This window comes from Moritella dasanensis ArB 0140 (genome assembly GCF_000276805.1).
Classification (GTDB): domain Bacteria; phylum Pseudomonadota; class Gammaproteobacteria; order Enterobacterales; family Moritellaceae; genus Moritella; species Moritella dasanensis.
Window position 1 is genome coordinate 12,812 of the sequence record NZ_AKXQ01000006.1, and the last position, 21,272, is coordinate 34,083.

The window sequence follows — 21,272 nt, forward strand, 5'->3', positions numbered from 1 at the left end:
TGAATTTCATTTCAGTTACGTTTCGAACTAAAAATCATTAAAACAAGTTGTAAAAGGACGCACGTCATCACGGACCGATAGGCAGTACTATCACGTGGTTATTACTTGTTTACATCTTATTTGTTACATATTTATACAAATTATAAAGTTAGGAGAAGACCATGTGTGGGATTGTTGGTGCAGTAGCGCAAAGAGATATCGCTGAAATTTTAGTTGAAGGTTTACGTCGTTTAGAATACCGCGGGTATGATTCTGCTGGTGTTGCGATTGTAGATCAAGATAACAACCTACAACGTATTCGTAGCTTAGGTAAAGTAAAAGAGCTAGCAGCTGCTGTAGATGTCGAACAACCTATTGGCGGTACTGGTATTGCCCATACACGTTGGGCGACACATGGTGTACCTTCGCAAGAAAATGCCCATCCACATGTATCTGGTGACATCGCCGTTGTTCATAACGGTATTATCGAAAACCATGAATCATTGCGCGCGCTACTACAGCAACGTGGTTATGTATTCCAATCACAAACAGACACTGAAGTTATCGCCCACTTAGTTGAATGGGAACTACGTTCAACGGATAGCCTACTGGATGCAGTACAAAAAACTGCAACGCAATTAGATGGCGCATACGGCACGGTTGTACTTAACCGCCTAGAACCAGGTAAATTAATTGTCGCGCGTTCAGGCAGCCCGATTGTGATTGGTTTGGGTGTAGGTGAAAACTTCCTAGCATCAGATCAACTGGCACTACTTAGCGTAACACGCCGCTTCATGTACCTTGAAGAAGGCGATGTTGCTGAAGTAACGCGCCGCGATGTAAACGTATTTGATATTAACGGTGACGCGGTAACACGTGAAGTAACTGAATCGAACGCTGAACATGATGCTGCCGATAAAGGTAAATTCCGTCACTACATGCAAAAAGAAATCTTTGAGCAGCCTGTGGCATTAACTAATACAATGGAAGGTCGTCTTTCAGCTAACAGTGTGATCACTCAAAGTATTGGTGTTAACGCCGCTGAAATCTTACCGAAAGTAGAACACGTGCAAATTATCGCTTGTGGTACTTCTTACAATGCAGGTATGACTGCACGTTATTGGTTTGAGTCATTAGCTGGCGTCAGCTGTGATGTCGAAATTGCCTCTGAATTCCGCTACCGTAAATTTGTAACGCGTCCGAACAGCCTACTAATTACCTTGTCACAATCAGGTGAAACAGCAGATACCTTAGCAGCATTACGCCTTGCTAAAGAAAAAGGCTACATGGCGGCAATGACTATTTGTAACGTGGCAGGTTCTTCGTTAGTACGTGAGTCTGACTTTGCATTCATGACCCGTGCTGGTACTGAAATTGGCGTGGCATCTACAAAAGCATTCACCACCCAACTTTCTGCTTTATTAATGCTAGTGACTGCATTAGGTAAAGAGAAAAAGGTAATTAGCGCAGAGAAAGAAGCAGAGATTGTGACTGCATTACACGCTTTACCTGCACAAATCGAAACGTCATTATCATTTGATAAAGACATCGAAGCGCTGGCAACAGACTTTGCCGACAAGCAACACACATTATTCTTAGGTCGCGGTGAGTTCTACCCTATCGCAATGGAAGCTGCGCTTAAACTGAAAGAGATCTCTTACATTCACGCTGAAGCCTATGCTGCTGGTGAATTGAAACACGGTCCGTTAGCGCTAGTCGATGCTGATATGCCAGTTGTTGTTATCGCACCGACGAATGAATTGCTAGAAAAACTTAAATCGAACATTGAAGAAGTACGTGCACGTGGCGGCCTACTGTATGTATTCGCTGATGCAGACGCTGGTTTTGTGGAATCAGAAGGCATGAAGATCATTACTATGCCGCACGTAAGTGAAATTACTGCACCAATCTTCTACACCTTACCAATGCAGTTGCTTTCATACCATGTTGCACTGATTAAAGGTACGGATGTGGATCAGCCACGTAACCTTGCTAAAGCTGTAACGGTTGAGTAATCAATGAATTAAGTTAAAAAAAAAGCCTCGATATTTTTCGGGGCTTTTTTTATATGGCTATAAAGTTTACTTCACAGCTAACTCAATTATGCCCCTTTCCTTGTTAGTGCTGTTACTCACTCACAATATGATCATATCGATTTGCCATAAACTTTCTCATGTGAGGAATGGCATTAAAGCATTACTTCCCTTTTTTATTTGTAACACGATTGTATAAGGAAGTAATTTATAGTTGATTTAACTATTTTAATAGATTTTATTACATGATTTTACGTGTTAGAAGAACACCTTGTAGTTGAACCAGACAGAAGTGCCTCCAGCCATCTCTGTTTTCCTCGAGTCGCTTTCAATGGTACCGGTTGTATTTTCAAACTTAACTTGTCCCCAGCGTTTGCCATCAGCAGAGAGTGGCGTAGACACCATTAATGTTGTTTTTACAGTACTAAGCTCTAGATCACCACCGAGGTAAGTAAGCTCAGGGTAGGCTGCGATAAATGTACCATCTTCACCGGTTTTCCATACTGCATAAAGCGCAGCAGAACCACCTACAGCACTAGTATCATCTACGCCATACTCGTTAGCGAAATTTTCATCGAATGCCCCACCAAGAACTGCACCACGTGCAAAGAATGTTAGTGAATCTGATGATGTACGAATCATCGCTATAGCGCCAACAGCTGCACTAGTAAACATCTCGTTGTTAATCATATCAACTGATGCAGCGATACGCGGTGTTGTCGCACTATCGATATTAAATACATGGAAGTATTGCAGACGGGCATCTTTGTAATTGCCTTCATTATCCATTGTACTTTCTGCTAACGTCATCGCTGTCTGACCATTGTCAAATCCGTACGATAATGAACCTGTTAATTTAACATCGCCTGAGTTATTAAACCCAACAATAGCTGTACTGCTTGCTCGTGTCATATCCGAAGCATCAAAATCTTCCTCTTCAGCCATCGCTAGCGGTGCAACCATACTCATGGCCAATGCTGTACCTATAAGTTTTTTAAAAGTCATAATATTCTCGATGAATAATTTAGTAATTTTTAGAATTAAACTTGCCGATTATTCATCATCACGGGGCAATCATAGTAAAACCCTTCATTATAGTGTGATGAAAATAAACTAACGTTTTCAAGGTATGTCCTCTATCAGGCTTACTGTTAGCGGACATTGATAATAAGGATTAACTTATTTCATATCTTTTATGAAACCGCGAATGTAACCAGCAACATTGTGTTTTTCAACACGGTTACTGAACCATACAGCTACTGTGTTTTTGTCTGGAGAAACGTATAAACCTTGGCCACGCATGCCACCTTTATAAAGGTCGCCATCTTTAAATACGGCGTCAAACTGGTAACTACCACCAATTGGCTCATCAGGGAACATACCAACGAATCCAGTGTGCGCAGGGCTTACTTTATAAACGCCAGGCTTAACTGATTGTTGAATATGCTTTACCATAGAATCTGGAACGACTTGCTCTTTAGCTGTCGCTGACCATGAGTCAGTGAATAACATTGCAAAACGTGCCATGTCTTCAACGTTAGAGTTAAATAATCCGTGTGATACTTCATAACCATCTGGTGTTAATGTGAAGTAAGAGTCACCTGTCATCCCCGCTTTTGCCCAAACTCTTTCTTCAAATATTTCTGAGAAAGTTTTGTTTTCAACTGTTGATGCTAGTAGCGATAACATTTGAGTATTAGCTGAGCTATATTCAAATGCTTGACCTGGTGCTTTAGCTTTAGGGATATTGATTAATGTTTCGTAATAACCTTTATCTTTACCTACTTCTGCTAGCATCATTTTTGTGATCCAAGCATCAGGATTAGCACGAACTGAATCATTCTCTTCGTGATCCATGCCTGATTGCATGTTAAGCACGTCAATTACAGCAACATCTCCCCAGTCTTTCCCTTCTAAATCAGATATGTAGGTTTTTAGTGGTTTGCTTACGTCGATCTTACCTTCTGCTTCTAACATTGCGATGATAAGTCCAGAAATTGGTTTTGCATTACTCATCCAGACATGTTTAGTATTTGCTGGAATGTTGTGTTGCTCAAAAATCACCTTGCCATCTTTCACGATCATCATAGAGTTTAAAGATGGATCTTCACCATTAAATAGGTCGTCTAATTTAGTATCATTAAATGTTGCGTTGTATACCAAGTTAGGGTCGATATATGCACGCTCAAGTGGTATTGCAACACCTGATTTTTTTACCGATGCAGTTGGTACGACTTGGTCAAGGTTTTCCCAGTACCAAGATGCTTGTTCGCTTGGGTACATAAAGCTAATCATACCAAAATCGTCAATGTATTCTTGACGTTGTTCTGTTGTAATAGCGGCAACATTTGCGCTACTTAAGGCTACGACAGCTGCAATTAGGGTCTTTTTAAACATTGGTAACTCCTGATATTAGGGAAACATTTCTCTATGCAGGAAGCTTACGCGGAGGGATAACTGAGTACCCTATCATTTTCTGACATTAATATTATCAACGGGGTTTATGTTCGCGAGTGTTATGGAAGGGGTAGTGCCTATTTGAACTGATTGATATATTGCATCGGGGTTAAGCCTATCTGCTTTTTCATTGCACGCGTTAGATTTGCAGGTTCAGTGTAATTAAGTTGCTCTGCGACGTCACTGACACTGTAACCCTGTAAAAGAAGTTGCTTAGCTTTTTTCATTTTTACTGTATTGAAGTAGTCTCTAAAAGTGCCACCTTCATCGGTAAATAATCGTTGAATGGTTCTCTCTGAAAGGCCAAATAAGTGTGATAATAAGTCCAAATTGAAGTTTTCCATCCCCCACAATGCGTTAATAACAATTTTGATTTGTTGTAACGCTTTTATCGATAATTTAGGGTTGTCATTAGAAAGCGGGATTTGCGCGTTATCTAGGTTGTAAGCAACTGGAATATAACTTCTATCCATGCCACACAACACATGGCCCATGTGCGTATTTCTTGCCAGCTGAGAGGTGTCTGCAATATTGGGTTCTAGAGCAATATAGTCAGGTTTCCAGTGTGTACCTCGGTATTGTTTTAGAAACTTGATGATGCGTGCTGTTGTAAAAAGATGTGAATGAACAAAACCTCGGTTTGATGCAAGCAAGGCACTTGAATGATAAATTCGCAATTCCTTATTTACATACTCAAGTTCAAATCTAAAATGCGATCCTTGTAAGTATTGCAATTGAGCTAAGGTGACTAAACAATCTAATAATGTTTCCTTTTGCTCAATGAGTTCCATAAGCTCTGGGTGTATATCTATCATGTCATCGGAGCCGCCAAGCATGAAGCCTAAATCAACAGATTTTGTTAATTGAGCGCTAGAATCAAGAATATGGCCCAGAGAGTATGCGGGTAGATAAAGTTTTTTATTTTCAAAGTCTTGATCACTAAGTCCTAGGCGTGCGGTAATAATGTTAGGATCACTTCCGTGCTGTTTCATTGCATTTAAAAATGGCAATGCGATAGACGCACGGCTTAAGGCATATTTACGTGACATATAGAGCCCCCAAGAAAGTTCTGGTCAAGCCCAACCGGACACCTGACGCTGTAAATTTGTCATCGTTAATCGGCGTTAAGTCGCCGAGTGTTGTATGGTGCCGCTCATGGTCGTAATAACGGATATTCTTTAACATCCATCTTCATGGCATCACGTGTTAAGTGAACAACATTTAATAACCACTCATTCTTATAGTCGCACAGTAATTCTGGTCACTAGTGCAGAGTAAAGCACCTTATAAATAACAAAGATGTGGCCAATTCTACTCAGACAATTCATACCTGAGTTAACACTGTTTACCCATAAAAATAGGCCAGGTAACAGTTATAACATATGAGAGATCGAAAGATGGTGAGTTGAATCAGGTTAAAAATATCCTTTTTATTAGCTTATTAATAAACACAAATAATCTTTATTTCATATTACCTTCTTTCCAAAGTAGTACGGCTACTATCTAGAGTATTTAAGATGGTAATTCCTAGCTCGCTTTGTGCCGAAGCGCCTCAGCATCATCGATCAAAATGCTCCAAACACCATCGATTTTTAAATCACTCTAACTCGATCCTGCCCCTTTCCTTGTTAGAGTTTCTACTCATTCACAATATGATTATGTCTATTTGCCATACATTTATGTAATGCGAACTATATTCTTTGAAGCATAAGCGCTAAGCCAGTTATGCCTATCAATGGCTTAGCGTTATCGCTCCGACTCTGTGCTCAAACTCATCATTCTAATAGGAATCTACCTTCACTGTTAACATATTTTGTAAACATCGAGCTATAAAGTCTTTATTTTTATATACGATAAAAAGCGCAAAATAATCTTACTTCACTTTCTCAACCAAAAGATCAATAAACGCCCGTAGCGCAGGGCGTTGGTATTTACTGCCATGATAAACAGCAAACACTTCACCAGCTTACCCTCGCCAATATAATCCACCGTCATCCATTTTGACATTAACAACATACCGCCACCGTGTAATGCAGCTTCTAATAACGGGCTAGAGTCTTATCTGGGCACTACAGATTTAGCGCCAACATTAAAAGAGCTCATCAAGATCAAAGCGTCGATCACCAACAAATGTGCGTATTGCGTGAAAATGCATACCGAGCAGGCTCGTAAACAAGGTGAAACAGAGCAACGTCTCTATGCATTATCAGTATGGCAAGAGTCACCACTCTTCACCTATACCGAACGTGCAGTACTGGCGTTAACTGAAGAGGTCACACAGGTTTCCGCCGCAGGTCTCTCTGATAACACTTATAACCTTTGTCTAGCATTACTCGGTGAGCAAGTATTAGCGCAATGTATCATGCAAATTGTCACGATCAACATCTGGAACCGCATTGCGGTAGCAACTAAAATGACGCACTAATACCTCTTTCAATTTCAGTCATTTCCCTGCACTATTAGTTAAAGTTTTACGTTGAATAAAAGTTTGAATCAGAGCTTCGATTGAGTTTTGATTCAAACGTCTTATGCATAGCTAAAACCAATTAAAATTTTATTATCAATAGATTTTAGATAGCTTCCACCTATCAAAATAAAAGATTCAATCGATTAGACCAATACTGTGATGTTTTGCATAATAGCTACATCAAGACGAGGCAGACAACGTCTTAACCGAATACTTTTTATAAAAAAGAAGTTATAAAAAACGTTTTATACCAAACACTTTATATCAAACAAGTAGCTTAATTAAGCGCTACACTAAGGAATATATTATGACTACATTAGTATCGAAAGAAGGCCAAGCAGTTCCTCAAGTTACATTCCCAATCCGTCAAGGTGACGCATGGGTAAACCGTACAACTGAAGAACTATTTGCTAATAAAACTGTGATTGTATTCAGCCTGCCAGGCGCATTCACACCAACTTGTTCATCAAGCCATTTACCACGTTACAACGAACTAGCTAGCGTATTCTCTGCACACGGTGTTGATGACATCCTATGTGTATCAGTTAACGATACTTTCGTAATGAACGCTTGGAAAGACGCACAAGAAGCAGAAAACATTACTTTCATCCCAGACGGTAACGGTGCATTTTCTGAAGGTATGGGCATGTTAGTAGACAAATCTGATATCGGTTTTGGCAAGCGTTCATGGCGTTACAGCATGCTGGTTAAAAACGGCGTGGTAGCAAAAATGTTCATCGAAGCTGACGAACCAGGCGACCCGTTCAAAGTTTCTGATGCTGATACTATGCTTGCTTATGTTGCACCAGAATACAAAGTACAAGAGTCAATCACAGTATTCTCTAAACCTGGTTGCCCGTTCTGCGCTAAAGCAAAACAAACCTTAATCGACCAAGGTCTAAGCTACGAAGAAGTAGTACTAGGTAAAGACGCAACAACTGTAAGCCTACGTGCTGTAACAGGTCTTAGCACAGTGCCACAAATCTTCATCGGTGGTAAACACATCGGTGGCAGTGAAGAGTTAGACGCACACTTCGCTTAAGTATTTGGTTTCAGTTATTACAAAGTAATGCTGAAGATCATAACTAAAAAGCATACTAACGAATAGTCATACTCACATGCCTTGTTCGTCACGAAGGAAGCAGCAATGCTTCCTTTTTTCGTCTCTCATTTTGTCTATAAAATCCCCTACCCCAGCATTCGATAAACATACACTATCAATCACTAAACCCTTAACCTTAAATTATATGATTTATCAACGCTAGCTCACAAACACGTGACGAGAATGACATTTAAAATCCAACCTAAGTAAAAACAACATTTAACTTACTACACTTCTATAGATTCAGTTATTTACTCTCAAATTTATTCACAACAGCACCATTACAGGATGTAAAGCGAGGCGCTATGCTAAAAAACATTAAATTCACGACTAAATTATATGCCGGATATGGTGTAATATTATCACTCATGGTGAGTATTACACTCGTCGTTTTATTTAGTGTTAAGTCATTAGAAAATAATTTTAATTGGGTTAATCATACCCACGAAGTCCTCGCCAAAGCATCCAAGATAGAGGCTGCTGCCGTTGATATGGAAACAGGCATGCGCGGTTTCTTACTCGCAGGGGAAAATCAATTCTTAGACCCTTACAATCAAGGTAAATCCCAGTTTGATAAATTGAGTGAGGAACTTGCTAACGCGGTCGCCGATAACCCAGTACAAGTAGCGTTACTCACAGAAAGTAAACGCACGATAGATATCTGGATAAATCGTATCGCCGAAAAACAGATCGCATTACGACGCCAAGTCGGTAATGAAAAAACCATGGATGACGTAGCAGCCTTAGTTGGAGAGGCAAAAGGTAAACAGTATTTTGATAAGTTCAGACAACAAATAGCCACCTTTAAAGAAGCCGAATCTAGTTTGATGGCCAAACGCATGGTGTCATTAGCTGAAACCGAATCAACTGTCATCAACATCGCGGTGTTAGGTACGCTTTTTGCTGTGATCATAGGTTGTTTAATTGCCGTATGGTTAACCAAACATATCATGAACTTACTCGGTGGGGAGCCGACTTATATTGCCGAGATAGCCAAATCCGTCGCGGCTGGTAATTTAACCATTGAATTAAAAAGTGATGGTAATGACCGTGGTATTTTCGCTGAAATGAAAAACATGATCGCCAACCTACAAGATAAGGCCACACTCGCACAGACCATCGCAGCCGGTGACCTTGATAATAAAGTGATGCTAGCCTCTGACCAAGATTCGGTTGGTCTCGCATTACAAGCAATGACCGACAACTTAAATGAAGTACTCGGTCAAACTCAATTAACCAGTATTGAAATATCACAAGGTAGCTATAGTGTTTCAGAAACCAGCTCTGCGCTATCTGAAGGTGCATCAATACAAGCGTCAAGTTTAGAGAACATTTCAGCTTCATTAAACCAGTTAAGTACGCAAATCAGTGTTAATGCACAAAATGCTAATCAAGCACAAGAGCTAGCCATGCTTGCCCAAAACTCCGCAGAGCAAGGCATCGAAAAAATGGAAACCATGATTTCTGCCATGTCTGAAATTTCACAAGCCAGTGAAAGTATTGCAGAATTTATCAATACCATTGATGACATTGCCGCGCAAACCAATTTACTGGCTCTAAATGCTGCAATTGAAGCCGCTCGGGCTGGTGAGCAAGGTCGTGGTTTTGCCGTAGTCGCAGATGAAGTCCGCAACTTAGCCGCTAGAAGTACCACTGCAGCCGAAGAAACCTCAAAACTAATCGCCAGTTCGGTCGATAAAACTAAAAATGGTAGCTTGATTGCCAGCGAAACAGCACAAAGTTTAAAGAGTATTTTTGAAAGTGTCAGTCAAACAGCCGCACTGGTTGATCAAATTGCCAATGCCAGTAATGAGCAAGCTATCGGCGCTGAAGAAATTAACAAAGGCGTGAGTGAAGTTGATGGAGTAACACAACAGAATAATAGCGCAGCACAAGAAAGTGCCGCGGCTGCTGAGCAACTATCTCAACAAGCTGAATTACTAAAATCCATGTTGTCTCGCTTTAAGCTTGCTTCAACCTACGCATAACACGCATCAAGTGAAAAGCTGTAGCGGTTAACAATAACAACGCTACAGCTTCACCTCTTTATATCAGCAACAATTGCCATAAATCACCGTAAACTGCCGCATAATATTATTAAATCCATTAATAATTACAATTTCCCCCTCTCGAAATGACTTTAAACTCGCCATTAATAACCTCTTCGCCACTGATAATTACCTTTAAATACAACATTAATTAAAAATCAAACAATAAGTTAAAGTCATATTATTACCTTTAAGGTAACAATCTTTTACCATTTCAGTGTATTGTTTTGTTCTCATCCAAATGTAGAATGCCCCCATCGAAACCGAAACCACTTTCCAAACTCAATAATCAACACACAAGTGACTTGATTAAATAAAGGATATTAAATGTCTACATTAACCAACAAACCGGGTATTTTTCTTTTAAAGTCAGGTTCATTCAAATTAAATGATCTAAGTAAATTACTTGAAGTCGAAGGCCTTAAAAGTGACATGGCAGAAGTTGCCGTCACCAACAATAGCAACGCACTAACGATTGGTCACTTTACAATGGAACCGGGTGTTGAATTTGAATACGCTTACGATTCGGTTGAATACAAAGTTATCACCAAAGGCAAGATCGTCGTTCGTGATACAGAAAACAATAAATACGTTGCTGAAGTTGGTGATGTATTACTGTTCTCACCATACACAGTCGTGATTTTTGATGCAGAGAGTAATGGCGAAGCTATTTATACCGCACACAGAAACGCTGATTCATCTTTCGCACCTGCATCAAACTAATTGGAATTGAACATGATAAATAAAATTAAAAACGTCTTTTGCCCAACAAATAAAACCAAGATCCACCCAGCAATGGACAACGGTATCGCACCAACAGCAAGTAACTTTAACGGTGGCACATTACAATGCCACTGTATCCGTAACCCAGTAACAGTAACGATTGATAGCCAAACAGCACATAACCATGCCTGTGGTTGTTCAAAATGTTGGAAACCAAAAGGTGCATTGTTCTCACAAGTTGCAGTTGTTTCTAAAGAAAAATTAAGCGTAACAAACAACAACTCAAAACTGAGAGTAGTTGATGCGACAGCAACTATCCAACGCTTTGCGTGTAAAGATTGTGGTGTACACATGTATGGTCGCATTGAAGATCAAACCCACCCATTCTTTGGCTTAGATTTCGTTCATACCGAACTGTCTGCTGATAAAGGTTGGTCAGCACCTGAGTTTGCAGCATTTGTTTCATCTATTATTGAAACGGGTACAGATCCAAAAGACATGGTTGCAATCCGAGCACGTCTGAATGCCTTAGGTCTTGAATCTTATGACTGCCTATCGCCAACATTAATGGATGTGATTGCAACGCACGTTGCTAATAGTAAATAACCCATACTGTTAAGTACAAATGTATGATCGACCTCGTTATTGCAATTATTACTTGAATCCAGTGCAATGTTAAATGACGGGGTTGGTTTTTGTTAATGCATTCGGGGTCTATACAGGTACTTTATCCCCTCTCCCTATGATAACCATTCTAGATTGTCTTCACGCATTATTATTTATCATAATATAACCCTTAAATTTAAGAGGTGTTTTATAAGCAACTGATATATAATTAAAACTTAGTTTATTCTATGTTATTTATAAAATCCAGATTACTAAAATGGAATTAGTATCATTTTGCTTATAATTAGTGTTTTAGCATTTATTATTCTCAAGCTTGATAAAACATAATGGAGTAAGGGTTTAAGTGGCCACACAATCAAATAACAATGATTCAATAACAAAACAATTAGCTGTACTAAAGCAAGTTTGTAATACTTTAGGCGCCTACATCTACACCAAAGATATGCAAGGTAGATATACCTACGCTAATCAAGCGGTACTCACACTCTTTAATAAATCTTTAGAAGAAGTCATTGGATTCGATGATACTAAATTCTTCGATCTCGATATTTCTAACCAAATTAGAAAAAATGACAAGCAGGTCATGCAAACTGCAACAGTAATAAATACAGAAGAAAAAAATCATATAAAATCTAGCGATGAATCAAGAATTTACCGCACAGTAAAAAGTCCACTATTCGACGATGATAACCGAGTATGTGGTATTTGTGGGATCTCAACAGACATCACCATCGAAAAACAATTACGCGACTTAAACCTTGAGCAAAAACAGTTACTCGATACCGTATTAAATAGTATCCCAGCATATGTGTATATCAAAGATGAGAAACGCCGCTTTTTATATGCAAATTCCAAACTTTCAGCACTATTTGAACTGCCCGTCACCGAGATCATTGGCCAGTTAGAAACCTCGATTCTACCTCAAGAGGTAGCCGCCCACTTTCATGAAAGTGATGCAAAGGTTTTTAAAACCAACCGTATTCAACGAATAGAAGAAACAATCACCGATAATGTTGGTAATACGTCTCATTATTTAAGTGTCAAAACGCCTATAACCATCAATAATAAATGCGCATTAATCGGTTTCTCCACGGACGTAACCGAATTATACCAGCTAAAAGAGCAGTTTCAGCAGCAAGCTAACACGGACTATCTAACCAATTTATACAACCGACGTTACTTTATCGAACAAGCTGAACGTGAATTTACACGCTCTCAACGTCATGCTTTACCGCTCGCGGTTCTTTCAATTGATATCGACCATTTTAAACACCTTAACGACAATTACGGGCACCCATTTGGTGACAAAATATTAATAGGTATTTCTGAGCAATTATTGCAAGGAACGCGACAAGAAGATGTTGTCGCACGAATTGGCGGTGAGGAATTTGCGATTATGCTGCCGAATACAACACAAAGCAAAGCTGTATTATTGGCCGAGCGCATTCAACAAAAGCTGCAACATCATGATTTTTCGGCGACGACCGATGATCTAAAGGTGACGGTTAGTATCGGCATCACTGTATTATCTGGGACTGACAGCTGTTTTGATGAATTACTTTTACGGGTTGATGAGGCACTATATAAGGCCAAGAACAAGGGTCGTAACCAAGTCGTGTATTTATAATGCATACTGTTAAGAACAAAAAAGCCCGCAAGATTCATCTTAACGGGCTTTTATTAATTGATAACGCTTAGCTTCTCACTCTCTAACTCTCGACCTATAAAACCTTAGGCTTCATAACCAAATGGGTCATCAATCGAGTGTGATGGTTGGGTAAACCATTTAGGTCCCGCGTCAGTCATGTAAAAATGATCTTCTAAACGAATACCAAATTTACCTGGAATAACGAGCATAGGTTCATTACTGAAACACATGCCTTTCGCTAACGGCGTCATGTCGTTACCGACTAAATATGGCCATTCATGAATATCTAAGCCAATACCGTGACCAGTACGGTGCGGTAGTCCTGGTAAATCATAACCCGGTCCAAAACCATCGGCTTCCAGTGATACGCGTGCGGCAGCATCAACATCCTGACAAGGCACATTAATTTGCGCCGCATCAAATGCCGCTTGCTGAGCATTTTTTTCACTTAACCAAGCAGCGCGCACTTCATCACTGGCTTCACCAAATACATACGTACGGGTAATGTCAGAGTTGTAACCGTGTAACTGGCAACCAGTATCAATTAATACCACGTCATCTTGTTTTAGGAATTGTGGGTCTTTCACGCCGTGTGGGAACGAGCTCGCTTTACCAAATAATACGATGCAGAAATAAGAACCTTTTGGCGCACCAACCGCTTTATGCGCTTGATGAATAAATTCTTCTACTTCTGTGGTACAAATATCTAAACGTAAGATACGGGCAGCGGCTTTATGCACTTCTATTGTCATGTCTTTCGCACGTTGTAATAATGCAATTTCAGTGTCTGATTTTTGCTGACGACAACCTGCTGTTACTACTTTCGCATCGATATATTCAAACTGCGGATGGGCATGACGAATATTATTAAACATAAAGAAGGCTGTGGCTTCATCGATACCCACAGTACCGTCGGTAATATCAAGTTTCGCTAAGATCTCACCAAATAACTGTGCAGGGCTTTCATGCTCATGCCAGCAATGTAGTGGACCTTGAACTTGCATAAATTCGTTAATGGTATCTTGTTCAAAACGTGGGGCGATAAACTGTAGTTCACCCACCGCTGGTAAAATAGCACCAACCAGACGTTCACCCGCGCCCCAACGCATGCCAGTGAAGTAATACAAGTTTGTACCGGCATTAAGATAGATCGCTTTAATACCTTCACGCTGCATGATCGCTTGTGCACTTTCCATGCGAGCATTAAATTCTTGTAACGAGACTGCGTTAACGTCTGCAGTCATATCAGCCAGTTTAGCTAATTCCAATGCAGCAGTTGAACCACCAATACCAATAGTCATAAAAATCCTTATTATACAGCTTGATTAACGAGATATAGATGAATTCACTGTAGCATACCTTAAAGGCGAGATGTACCACCAAACAGCGCTAACTTAATTCGGCTTCACACTTACTGCGTAACAGATCGCGTAGCATCAACATTGCAGGTGTGACTTGGATACGGTTAGGACAAATTAACCATAAGTTAATCGGCGGCGAATTAAAATCACGCAATAATTCAACCACATTACCCGAGCGTAAATCAGCAGCCATATCTAAGCGCGATTTCATGGTAATGCCCTTGCCTGCGACCACCCAGCGGTGCACCACATCTGCATCATTACTTAAGCGATTCCCCGCCACTTTGACATTGTATTTACCGGTATTGTTGCTAGCACTATCCACAAATGGCCAAGTATCATAAACACGCTCGCCAAACCGATAGAGCAAACAATTATGTTGAGGTAATTCGTTGGGATGACTCGGCTCGCCATATTTCGCCAAATAGGCTGGCGATGCACAGACCACTCGATCTATTTTGGCGATCAGAAAAGCCACCAGCGTCGAATCTTCAGGTTCGCCATAACGCAGTGCCATATCTACTTTGTCATGATAAAAGTCTGCTAAGTTATCACCGACATTGAGCTGTATAGATAACTCAGGATAGGCATCCATCACCTCATCAAGCCAAGGCAAGACAATATTCCGGCCTAAATCAGAGGACGCAGATAAACGAATTTCACCGGCAATTTTTCCCTGCATCTCGTTTAAGGACGCTTTGCCTTTCTCTAACGCAGCTAACGCCTCAGTGCAGTGCAATAAGTAACGTTCACCTTCCGCGGTGATCCGTAATTTACGTGTCGAACGGATAAAAAGTTGTACACCTAACTGTTTCTCTAGGCGTTTTAAGGCTGCACTCGCCGCTGCTGGTGACATTTCCAACTGCAGTGCGGATGCGGTGATATTACATGTTTGCGCTGTTCGCACAAAAAGAGTCAGGTCTTGAATGTTCATTATCAAATATTTTTTGAAACTGTTAGTTGTATTACCATCTTTTAAGAATAGCAATAATCAGGGATAATGTCCTCACTCACTAAGTGAACAACGAATAAAAGGTAGATGAATATGACTACGCCATTAACGCTTGTTGCCAATATCGAAGCCAAAGCAGATAAAATTGAATTCGTCAAAGCCGAATTATTGAAGTTGATAGCCCCAACCCGACTTGAAGAAGGTTGCATCCAATACGACTTGCACCAAGATAATAGCAATCCTGCGCAGTTTACTTTTATTGAAAATTGGGCAAGTAAAGCATTATTAGAACAACACCTTAACAGCCCACATTTAACTATGTATGTGCAAGCAACTGAAGGTGCTGTAGTGAATTTCACGTTAAACGAAATCACTAAAATCGCATAAGAAATTAATCCCATTGAACATGATCACTACTTGTATGCCCAAATTTATTAAGGTTTTATTATGACACACCAAATTATCCAAGATTTAAGCAACCGTTATACAACTAAAAAGTTTGATGCTTCAAAAAAAGTATCTCAAGAAGATCTTGCCGTGATCATGGAAGCAATGCGTTTATCTGCATCATCAATTAACTCACAACCGTGGAAGTTTATTGTTATCGAAAGTGATGCAGCCAAACAGCGTATGCACAATACTTTTACGAATAAATTTCAGTTTAACCAACCGCATATCTTTACTTCATCGCACACGATTATTTTTGCGCATAACCCTGCTTATACTCGCGAAAACTACGAAGCAGTTATTGATAAAGGCATCACAGATAAACGTACTAAACCGGAAGAAAAAGAAGGTGCATTCGGTGCGTTTGCTTTTGTTGAATTAAACACAGGTGAAGATGGCGATACATCAGCTTGGACTAAAGCACAGACGTATCTAGCGCTGGGTAATACTATGCACACATTGGCACGCTTGAATATTGATTCAACCCCAATGGAAGGCATAGATACCGATTTAGTTAGCAAAGAATTTGCTGTGGAATTAGATGGTTACGTGACTGATGTAGCTCTCGCAATCGGTTACCGTGATGCAGGAAACGATTACAACATTGCACCACCTAAATCACGTTTAGCAATGGAAGATGTGATCGTAAAAATATAGTTTTAACAAGAACAAACGTACCCTCCCTTTGATACACACTGTTCGTATCAAAGGGATAGCCTTCCTCACCCCCTATCTAATACCTACCTAGCTAATACCTACCTAATTAATACCTACCTAATACCTACAACGTTAAATAATAGCCATGATCAAGCGTTAATCCAGCGCACTTTTATCTAGCTCATTTTGTAATAACTCTCTGCCATTAGTCTCAATATGCTTTAAAAATTCCGAAGCAATTAACGTCGGACGTTTCGATGTTAACCACAAGAAGAACCAATGAGAATCAATTGGCAATTCTTTGACCGGTAAACGTATTAAGCCACTTTGACCACCATAAGTGAGGGTATGAGCAGAAATAATGGTGATGCCTAATTTAGACATAACAGCATGTTTAATTGCCTCGTTACTTTCGATAGTCATTTTTATCTTCGGTTTCAAATTATGCTGTTTAAACAATTCTTCAATCGCGTATCGCGTACCCGAGCCTTTTTCCCGCATAAGAAAAGGTTCATCACACAAGTCCGCTAAACTAATTGATTTGCGTTTGCCGAGCGGATGATCTTGATGGGCTATCGCCACCAAAGGGTTATCTAGAAATTCGAGGCTTTGCGCATCAATATCCTGCGGCGGATGACTGAATACATAAAAATCATCGACCCCCTGCTTCATCCGTTCGATGGTTTTTTCTCGATTACCAATATTTAATTGGATATCAACATCGGGAAATTGTTCACAGAAAGGGCCTAACAGATGCGGAATAAAATACTTCGACGTAGTCACCACGGCCAACCTTAAGGTACCGGGTTTAGTCTTGCGTATATTGCCTAATGTCATGTCTAAACGCGCAAAACTATCGAGTACTTCGACCGCAGTTTTAACTAACTCTAAACCCACATTGGTAAAAATAAGCTGGCGGTTTACAAATTTATACAAGGGCTCGCCAATTGCATCGCTGAGTTTACGCATCTGAATTGACACAGTCGGCTGGGTTAAAAACAGCGCTTTTGCAGCCTCATTAATACTACCTTGATCGTGCACAGCCAATAAGATCTCAAGCTGCCTCATGGTGCCAATGTGCGCATGAATACGTGATTGCATAATAACTTCCCCACTCTATTACGACATGTTGCGGTGCTACGGCATGATGCTAACGCCAACCAAGCATAAATAACCATATAGATAATAGTCTATAGCTAGGATAGATAATATCTATTTTTATCTATGCCAACTTATTGCTATTTTTACCTTCATCGTAATAACACATTAGATAATAAGGTAACAACAATGACACAACATAAAGTAGCTATCATCATGGGTTCTAAATCAGACTGGCCAGTAATGCGTCACGCAGCGACCGTGCTTGAACAATTTGAGATCCCGTTTGAAGCCATGGTCGTATCAGCGCATCGCACACCAGAAAGATTATATGAGTTTGCCCAGTCAGCCGAAGAAAACTACAGCGTCATTATTGCTGGAGCAGGTGGCGCGGCGCATCTTCCAGGCATGACAGCTGCACTGACTTGCCTACCTGTCATTGGTGTACCAGTAAAAAGTAATGCCCTGAAAGGCATGGATAGCTTGTTATCAATCGTACAAATGCCGAAGGGTGTTGCTGTCGCGACCCAAGCCATTGGTGAAGCTGGCGCATTTAATGCCGGTTTATTAGCGGCTCAGATGCTAGCAACCCACAATTCCGAATTACAAAGCAAAGTAAAAGCATGGCGTAAGGAACAAACTGCAAGTATCGGTTGGGAGGTAGAATAATGCGTATTGCTATAGTCGGTTGTGGCCAACTGTCGCGCATGTTAGCCCTAGCAGGGTTACCTTTAGGCATTAAATTTAGTTTTATTCACGACGATCTAAACCAAAACCAAGACTGTGTGGCAGGTTTAGGCATCATCACACCAGCACCGCATAAATGTGCAACGAGCAATCGTTATAACGACCAAGACGTTGAGCAGCTGTATCAAGCATTAGGTAAACCTGATTGTATTACCGTTGAAAAAGAACAAGTCGACCTTGCGTTATTACAAGCGTTAGCGGCTTTTTGTGCCATTTACCCGAGCATTGCAGCGATACAAGCCTGCCAACATCGCGGTGAAGAAAAACAGCTATTAACCCGTTTAGCCATACCAACATCGCCGTATCTTTATAATGCCAGTGCGCAACAAGCAGTGCAGACATTGGGTTATCCTGTCATGGTGAAATCATGCACCGAAGGCTACGACGGTAAAAACCAATGGCTGATTAAAAATCTTGCCGATGCCCAGCAGTTTGATACGTTAGACATTAAAGATTACATCATCGAAGCCTTTGTCGATTTTGATAAAGAAGTATCGCTGATTGCTGTTCGCCACCAAAACGGCCAAATTGAGCACTACGCACTTACCGATAATGAGCACGTACAAGGCATGCTAACCCGCTCCATCGCCCCTGCTGCTAACATCACTGACGAGCTAAAATTACAAGCCCAACACTACATGGTCAGCTTGCTGAATAAATTAGACTATGTCGGCGTTATGGCAATGGAATGTTTTGTTATTGGCGATAAACTGATGGTTAATGAGCTAGCGCCTCGTGTACACAATAGTGGTCATTGGACGCAACTAGGCAGTATTACTTGCCAGTTTGAAAATCATATCAGAGCCTTAGCTGGACTCAGTCTCGGCAGTACCGCGCAAATAGCCCCCACAGGTATGCTGAATATTATTGGTACTGAGCGCCCGCCTTTTGCCGCGATAGCCGAAAATGCCAAGCTATACTGGTACAACAAAAGCGTAAAACCTAAACGTAAATTAGGTCACATCAATTTTATTGCTGATAACTCCAAGATACTTAGCCAGCAAATGGCACAATTTAGTCTGGATAAGTAATTTCAATGCCTGTTTTTTGATAACGGCTTTGCTAACAGATTTGCTAAGGAGATTTGGATTTTGTTTGGACATCGTTTTGACAGTATGAATTTAAAAGGTGATGTATTTGGTGGTGTTACCACCGCGATCATCTCGTTGCCATTAGCACTGGCTTTTGGTGTTGCATCTGGCGCAGGGGCTGAAGCAGGCCTTTGGGGCGCCATTATGGTCGGCTTTTTTGCGGCGCTGTTTGGTGGCTCAACAACCTTAATTTCAGAACCTACCGGCCCAATGACAGTGATCATGACAGCCGTACTGACCAGCATGATGGCTAAATACCCTGAAACCGGCATGGCGATGTCCTTCACTGTGGTGATGATGGCGGGCGCTTTTCAAATATTACTCGGTACCTTAAAACTGGGAAAATATGTCACCTTAATGCCTTACAGTGTCATCTCAGGTTTTATGTCTGGTATCGGCGTCATCCTCATCATCTTACAATTATCGCCACTATTAGGCCATGCAGCGCCATCTGGTGGTGTGGTCGGTACCTTATCAGCACTGCCAAATACCTTAGCAAATATAAGTTTCAGCGAGCTATTCTTAGGCTTACTCACGTTAGCAGTACTATTCTATTTTCCTAAACAATACCGCAGATATGTACCAGCACAACTGGTCGCGTTAGTCGCTGTAACACTGTTGTCAGTCCTGTTTTTTGATACCGACAGTATCCGCCGCATTGGTGAAATACCAGCAGGGTTACCGTCATTAGTATTACCGCATTTTAATGCAGAAATGTTCACAACCATGGTTATCGATGCCTTAGTACTTGGCACATTAGGCTGTATTGATACCTTGTTAACGGCGGTCATTGGTGACTCGTTAACACGTAAAGAGCATGATTCAGACAAAGAATTGCGCGGACAAGGCATTGCCAACATGATCTCTGGATTATTCGGCGCGCTACCAGGTGCAGGTGCAACCATGGGCACAGTGACCAACATACAGGTAGGCGCCCGCTCACCGCTTTCAGGTATGGTGAGAGCACTTGTATTAGCACTGGTGGTATTAGTTGCAGGCGGATTAACAGAACCCATCCCAATGGCGGTATTAGCAGGTATCGCTGTGTATGTGGGGTTTAATATTTTAGATTGGAGCTTCATTCAACGCGCGCACAAGGTCAGTATTCAAGGCATGGTGATCATGTACGGCGTGATGTTCCTCACTGTGTTTGTCGATTTGATTGTTGCGGTTGGTCTGGGTGTCTTTATTTCCAATATCATCATTATTGAGCAGTTAAGCCGAGCACAAGCACGCCAAGTTAAGGCCATTAGCGATACAGATAACGATGTGCCACTGACCGGCAGTGAGCGAGCCATATTAGACAAAGCCAATGGCAAGGTATTGTTTTTCTACTTATCGGGGCCGATGATATTTAGCGTATCCAAAGCGATATCTCGCCAGCATTCCAGTATCGGCGATTATGACGTAATGATATTAGATTTAAGCGATGTGCCGATGATCGATGTCACCGTAGGACTGGCACTAGAGAATGCGATAAAAGATGCATTAGACGCTAACTGTGAGGTGTTATTGTTATGCCCGAATATCGATACCCGTGAGCGCTTAGATAAATTGAATGTATTGAATTTGATTCCAGCTAACAATCACTGCACGTCGAGGGAGCAAGCATTACAATCAGCGCTTGAGCATGTGACAAGGTATTAAGTATTGAAGTAGTGGTGATTGCCGATAAGAATTACTGCGGTTAAATATGGTGTCCCCTACAGGATTCGAACCTGTGGCCTGCTCCTTAGGAGGGAGCCGCTCTATCCAGCTGAGCTAAGGAGACACTTGGCGTTTATTATATATAAAACAAACACAAATAGCAGCATCACAGCACGTTAAAAAACAAT

The 21,272-nt window shown here is 40.9% G+C and carries 18 protein-coding genes and 1 tRNA gene; 12 read left to right on the top strand and 7 right to left on the bottom strand.

What is annotated here, in order from left to right:
- Nucleotides 1-161: 161 nt before the first annotated feature.
- The gene (gene glmS, locus A923_RS0106325) at nt 162-1,994 is read left to right on the top strand and encodes a glutamine--fructose-6-phosphate transaminase (isomerizing) (RefSeq protein WP_017220822.1); all 1,833 of its coding nucleotides are present in this window, start codon (nt 162-164) and stop codon (nt 1,992-1,994) included.
- A 276-nt stretch (nt 1,995-2,270) separates the two neighbouring features.
- Here the strand turns inward: glmS and A923_RS0106330 are convergent, their stop codons facing one another.
- The 3 genes from A923_RS0106330 to A923_RS0106340 form a co-directional block, all read right to left on the bottom strand.
- Nucleotides 2,271-3,017: a hypothetical protein gene (locus A923_RS0106330; RefSeq protein ID WP_017220823.1), complete on the bottom strand. Its 747-nt coding sequence runs from the start codon at nt 3,015-3,017 to the stop codon at nt 2,271-2,273.
- A gap of 174 nt (nt 3,018-3,191) precedes the next feature.
- Nucleotides 3,192-4,409 carry a serine hydrolase domain-containing protein gene (locus tag A923_RS0106335; protein ID WP_017220824.1) on the bottom strand — a complete coding sequence of 406 codons (1,218 nt, stop codon included), beginning with the start codon at nt 4,407-4,409 and terminating at the stop codon, nt 3,192-3,194.
- Nucleotides 4,410-4,546: 137 nt separating this feature from the next.
- Nucleotides 4,547-5,518: a helix-turn-helix domain-containing protein gene (locus A923_RS0106340; RefSeq protein WP_017220825.1), complete on the bottom strand. Its 972-nt coding sequence runs from the start codon at nt 5,516-5,518 to the stop codon at nt 4,547-4,549.
- A gap of 1,013 nt (nt 5,519-6,531) precedes the next feature.
- Here A923_RS0106340 and A923_RS0106345 point away from each other — a divergent pair.
- The 6 genes from A923_RS0106345 to A923_RS0106370 all read left to right on the top strand — a co-directional run bounded on the left by A923_RS0106345 (nt 6,532) and on the right by A923_RS0106370 (nt 13,063).
- Nucleotides 6,532-6,894: a carboxymuconolactone decarboxylase family protein gene (locus tag A923_RS0106345; RefSeq protein WP_272942717.1), complete on the top strand. Its 363-nt coding sequence runs from the start codon at nt 6,532-6,534 to the stop codon at nt 6,892-6,894.
- 349 nt (nt 6,895-7,243) lie between these two features.
- The gene (locus A923_RS0106350) at nt 7,244-7,978 is read left to right on the top strand and encodes a glutathione peroxidase (RefSeq protein ID WP_017220827.1); all 735 of its coding nucleotides are present in this window, start codon (nt 7,244-7,246) and stop codon (nt 7,976-7,978) included.
- 365 nt (nt 7,979-8,343) lie between these two features.
- Nucleotides 8,344-10,026, top strand: a complete 1,683-nt coding sequence (locus tag A923_RS0106355) for a methyl-accepting chemotaxis protein (protein ID WP_017220828.1) — start codon at nt 8,344-8,346, stop codon at nt 10,024-10,026.
- Nucleotides 10,027-10,413: 387 nt separating this feature from the next.
- On the top strand, nt 10,414-10,809 hold the full coding sequence (locus A923_RS0106360) for a hypothetical protein (protein ID WP_017220829.1): 396 nt from the start codon (nt 10,414-10,416) through the stop codon (nt 10,807-10,809).
- 12 nt (nt 10,810-10,821) lie between these two features.
- Nucleotides 10,822-11,415: an S-(hydroxymethyl)glutathione synthase gene (gfa, locus tag A923_RS0106365; protein WP_017220830.1), complete on the top strand. Its 594-nt coding sequence runs from the start codon at nt 10,822-10,824 to the stop codon at nt 11,413-11,415.
- 364 nt (nt 11,416-11,779) lie between these two features.
- Complete coding sequence (locus A923_RS0106370) at nt 11,780-13,063, top strand: sensor domain-containing diguanylate cyclase (RefSeq protein ID WP_017220831.1); 1,284 nt, start codon at nt 11,780-11,782, stop codon at nt 13,061-13,063.
- Between the two features lie 104 nt (nt 13,064-13,167).
- Here A923_RS0106370 and A923_RS0106375 read toward each other — a convergent pair whose 3' ends face one another.
- Nucleotides 13,168-14,385 carry a M24 family metallopeptidase gene (locus A923_RS0106375; RefSeq protein WP_017220832.1) on the bottom strand — a complete coding sequence of 406 codons (1,218 nt, stop codon included), beginning with the start codon at nt 14,383-14,385 and terminating at the stop codon, nt 13,168-13,170.
- A gap of 88 nt (nt 14,386-14,473) precedes the next feature.
- Nucleotides 14,474-15,379 (bottom strand): LysR family transcriptional regulator, encoded by a 906-nt coding sequence (locus tag A923_RS0106380; protein WP_017220833.1) that lies wholly within the window; start codon nt 15,377-15,379, stop codon nt 14,474-14,476.
- A gap of 111 nt (nt 15,380-15,490) precedes the next feature.
- On the opposite strand from A923_RS0106380, the gene A923_RS0106385 reads away from it, so the two are divergent.
- Both A923_RS0106385 and A923_RS0106390 read left to right on the top strand, forming a co-directional pair.
- Nucleotides 15,491-15,784, top strand: coding sequence for a putative quinol monooxygenase (locus A923_RS0106385; RefSeq protein WP_017220834.1), 294 nt, complete (start codon nt 15,491-15,493; stop codon nt 15,782-15,784).
- Nucleotides 15,785-15,844: 60 nt separating this feature from the next.
- Nucleotides 15,845-16,501 carry an NAD(P)H-dependent oxidoreductase gene (locus tag A923_RS0106390; protein WP_017220835.1) on the top strand — a complete coding sequence of 219 codons (657 nt, stop codon included), beginning with the start codon at nt 15,845-15,847 and terminating at the stop codon, nt 16,499-16,501.
- Between the two features lie 156 nt (nt 16,502-16,657).
- Here A923_RS0106390 and A923_RS0106395 read toward each other — a convergent pair whose 3' ends face one another.
- On the bottom strand, nt 16,658-17,602 hold the full coding sequence (locus A923_RS0106395; RefSeq protein ID WP_017220836.1) for a LysR family transcriptional regulator: 945 nt from the start codon (nt 17,600-17,602) through the stop codon (nt 16,658-16,660).
- A gap of 186 nt (nt 17,603-17,788) precedes the next feature.
- Here A923_RS0106395 and purE point away from each other — a divergent pair, with 186 nt between their 5' ends.
- The 3 genes from purE (at nt 17,789) to A923_RS0106410 (ending at nt 21,084) form a co-directional block, all read left to right on the top strand.
- Nucleotides 17,789-18,268 carry a 5-(carboxyamino)imidazole ribonucleotide mutase gene (purE, locus tag A923_RS0106400; RefSeq protein WP_017220837.1) on the top strand — a complete coding sequence of 160 codons (480 nt, stop codon included), beginning with the start codon at nt 17,789-17,791 and terminating at the stop codon, nt 18,266-18,268.
- On the top strand, nt 18,268-19,377 hold the full coding sequence (locus A923_RS0106405; protein ID WP_017220838.1) for a 5-(carboxyamino)imidazole ribonucleotide synthase: 1,110 nt from the start codon (nt 18,268-18,270) through the stop codon (nt 19,375-19,377). Before purE ends, A923_RS0106405 begins: the two co-directional genes overlap by 1 nt.
- Before the next feature lie 84 nt (nt 19,378-19,461).
- The gene (locus A923_RS0106410) at nt 19,462-21,084 is read left to right on the top strand and encodes a SulP family inorganic anion transporter (RefSeq protein WP_017220839.1); all 1,623 of its coding nucleotides are present in this window, start codon (nt 19,462-19,464) and stop codon (nt 21,082-21,084) included.
- Nucleotides 21,085-21,131: 47 nt separating this feature from the next.
- On the opposite strand, the gene A923_RS0106415 is transcribed toward A923_RS0106410, so the two are convergent.
- Nucleotides 21,132-21,208: transfer RNA gene (locus tag A923_RS0106415), tRNA-Arg, on the bottom strand.
- Between the last annotated feature and the right edge of the window lie 64 nt (nt 21,209-21,272).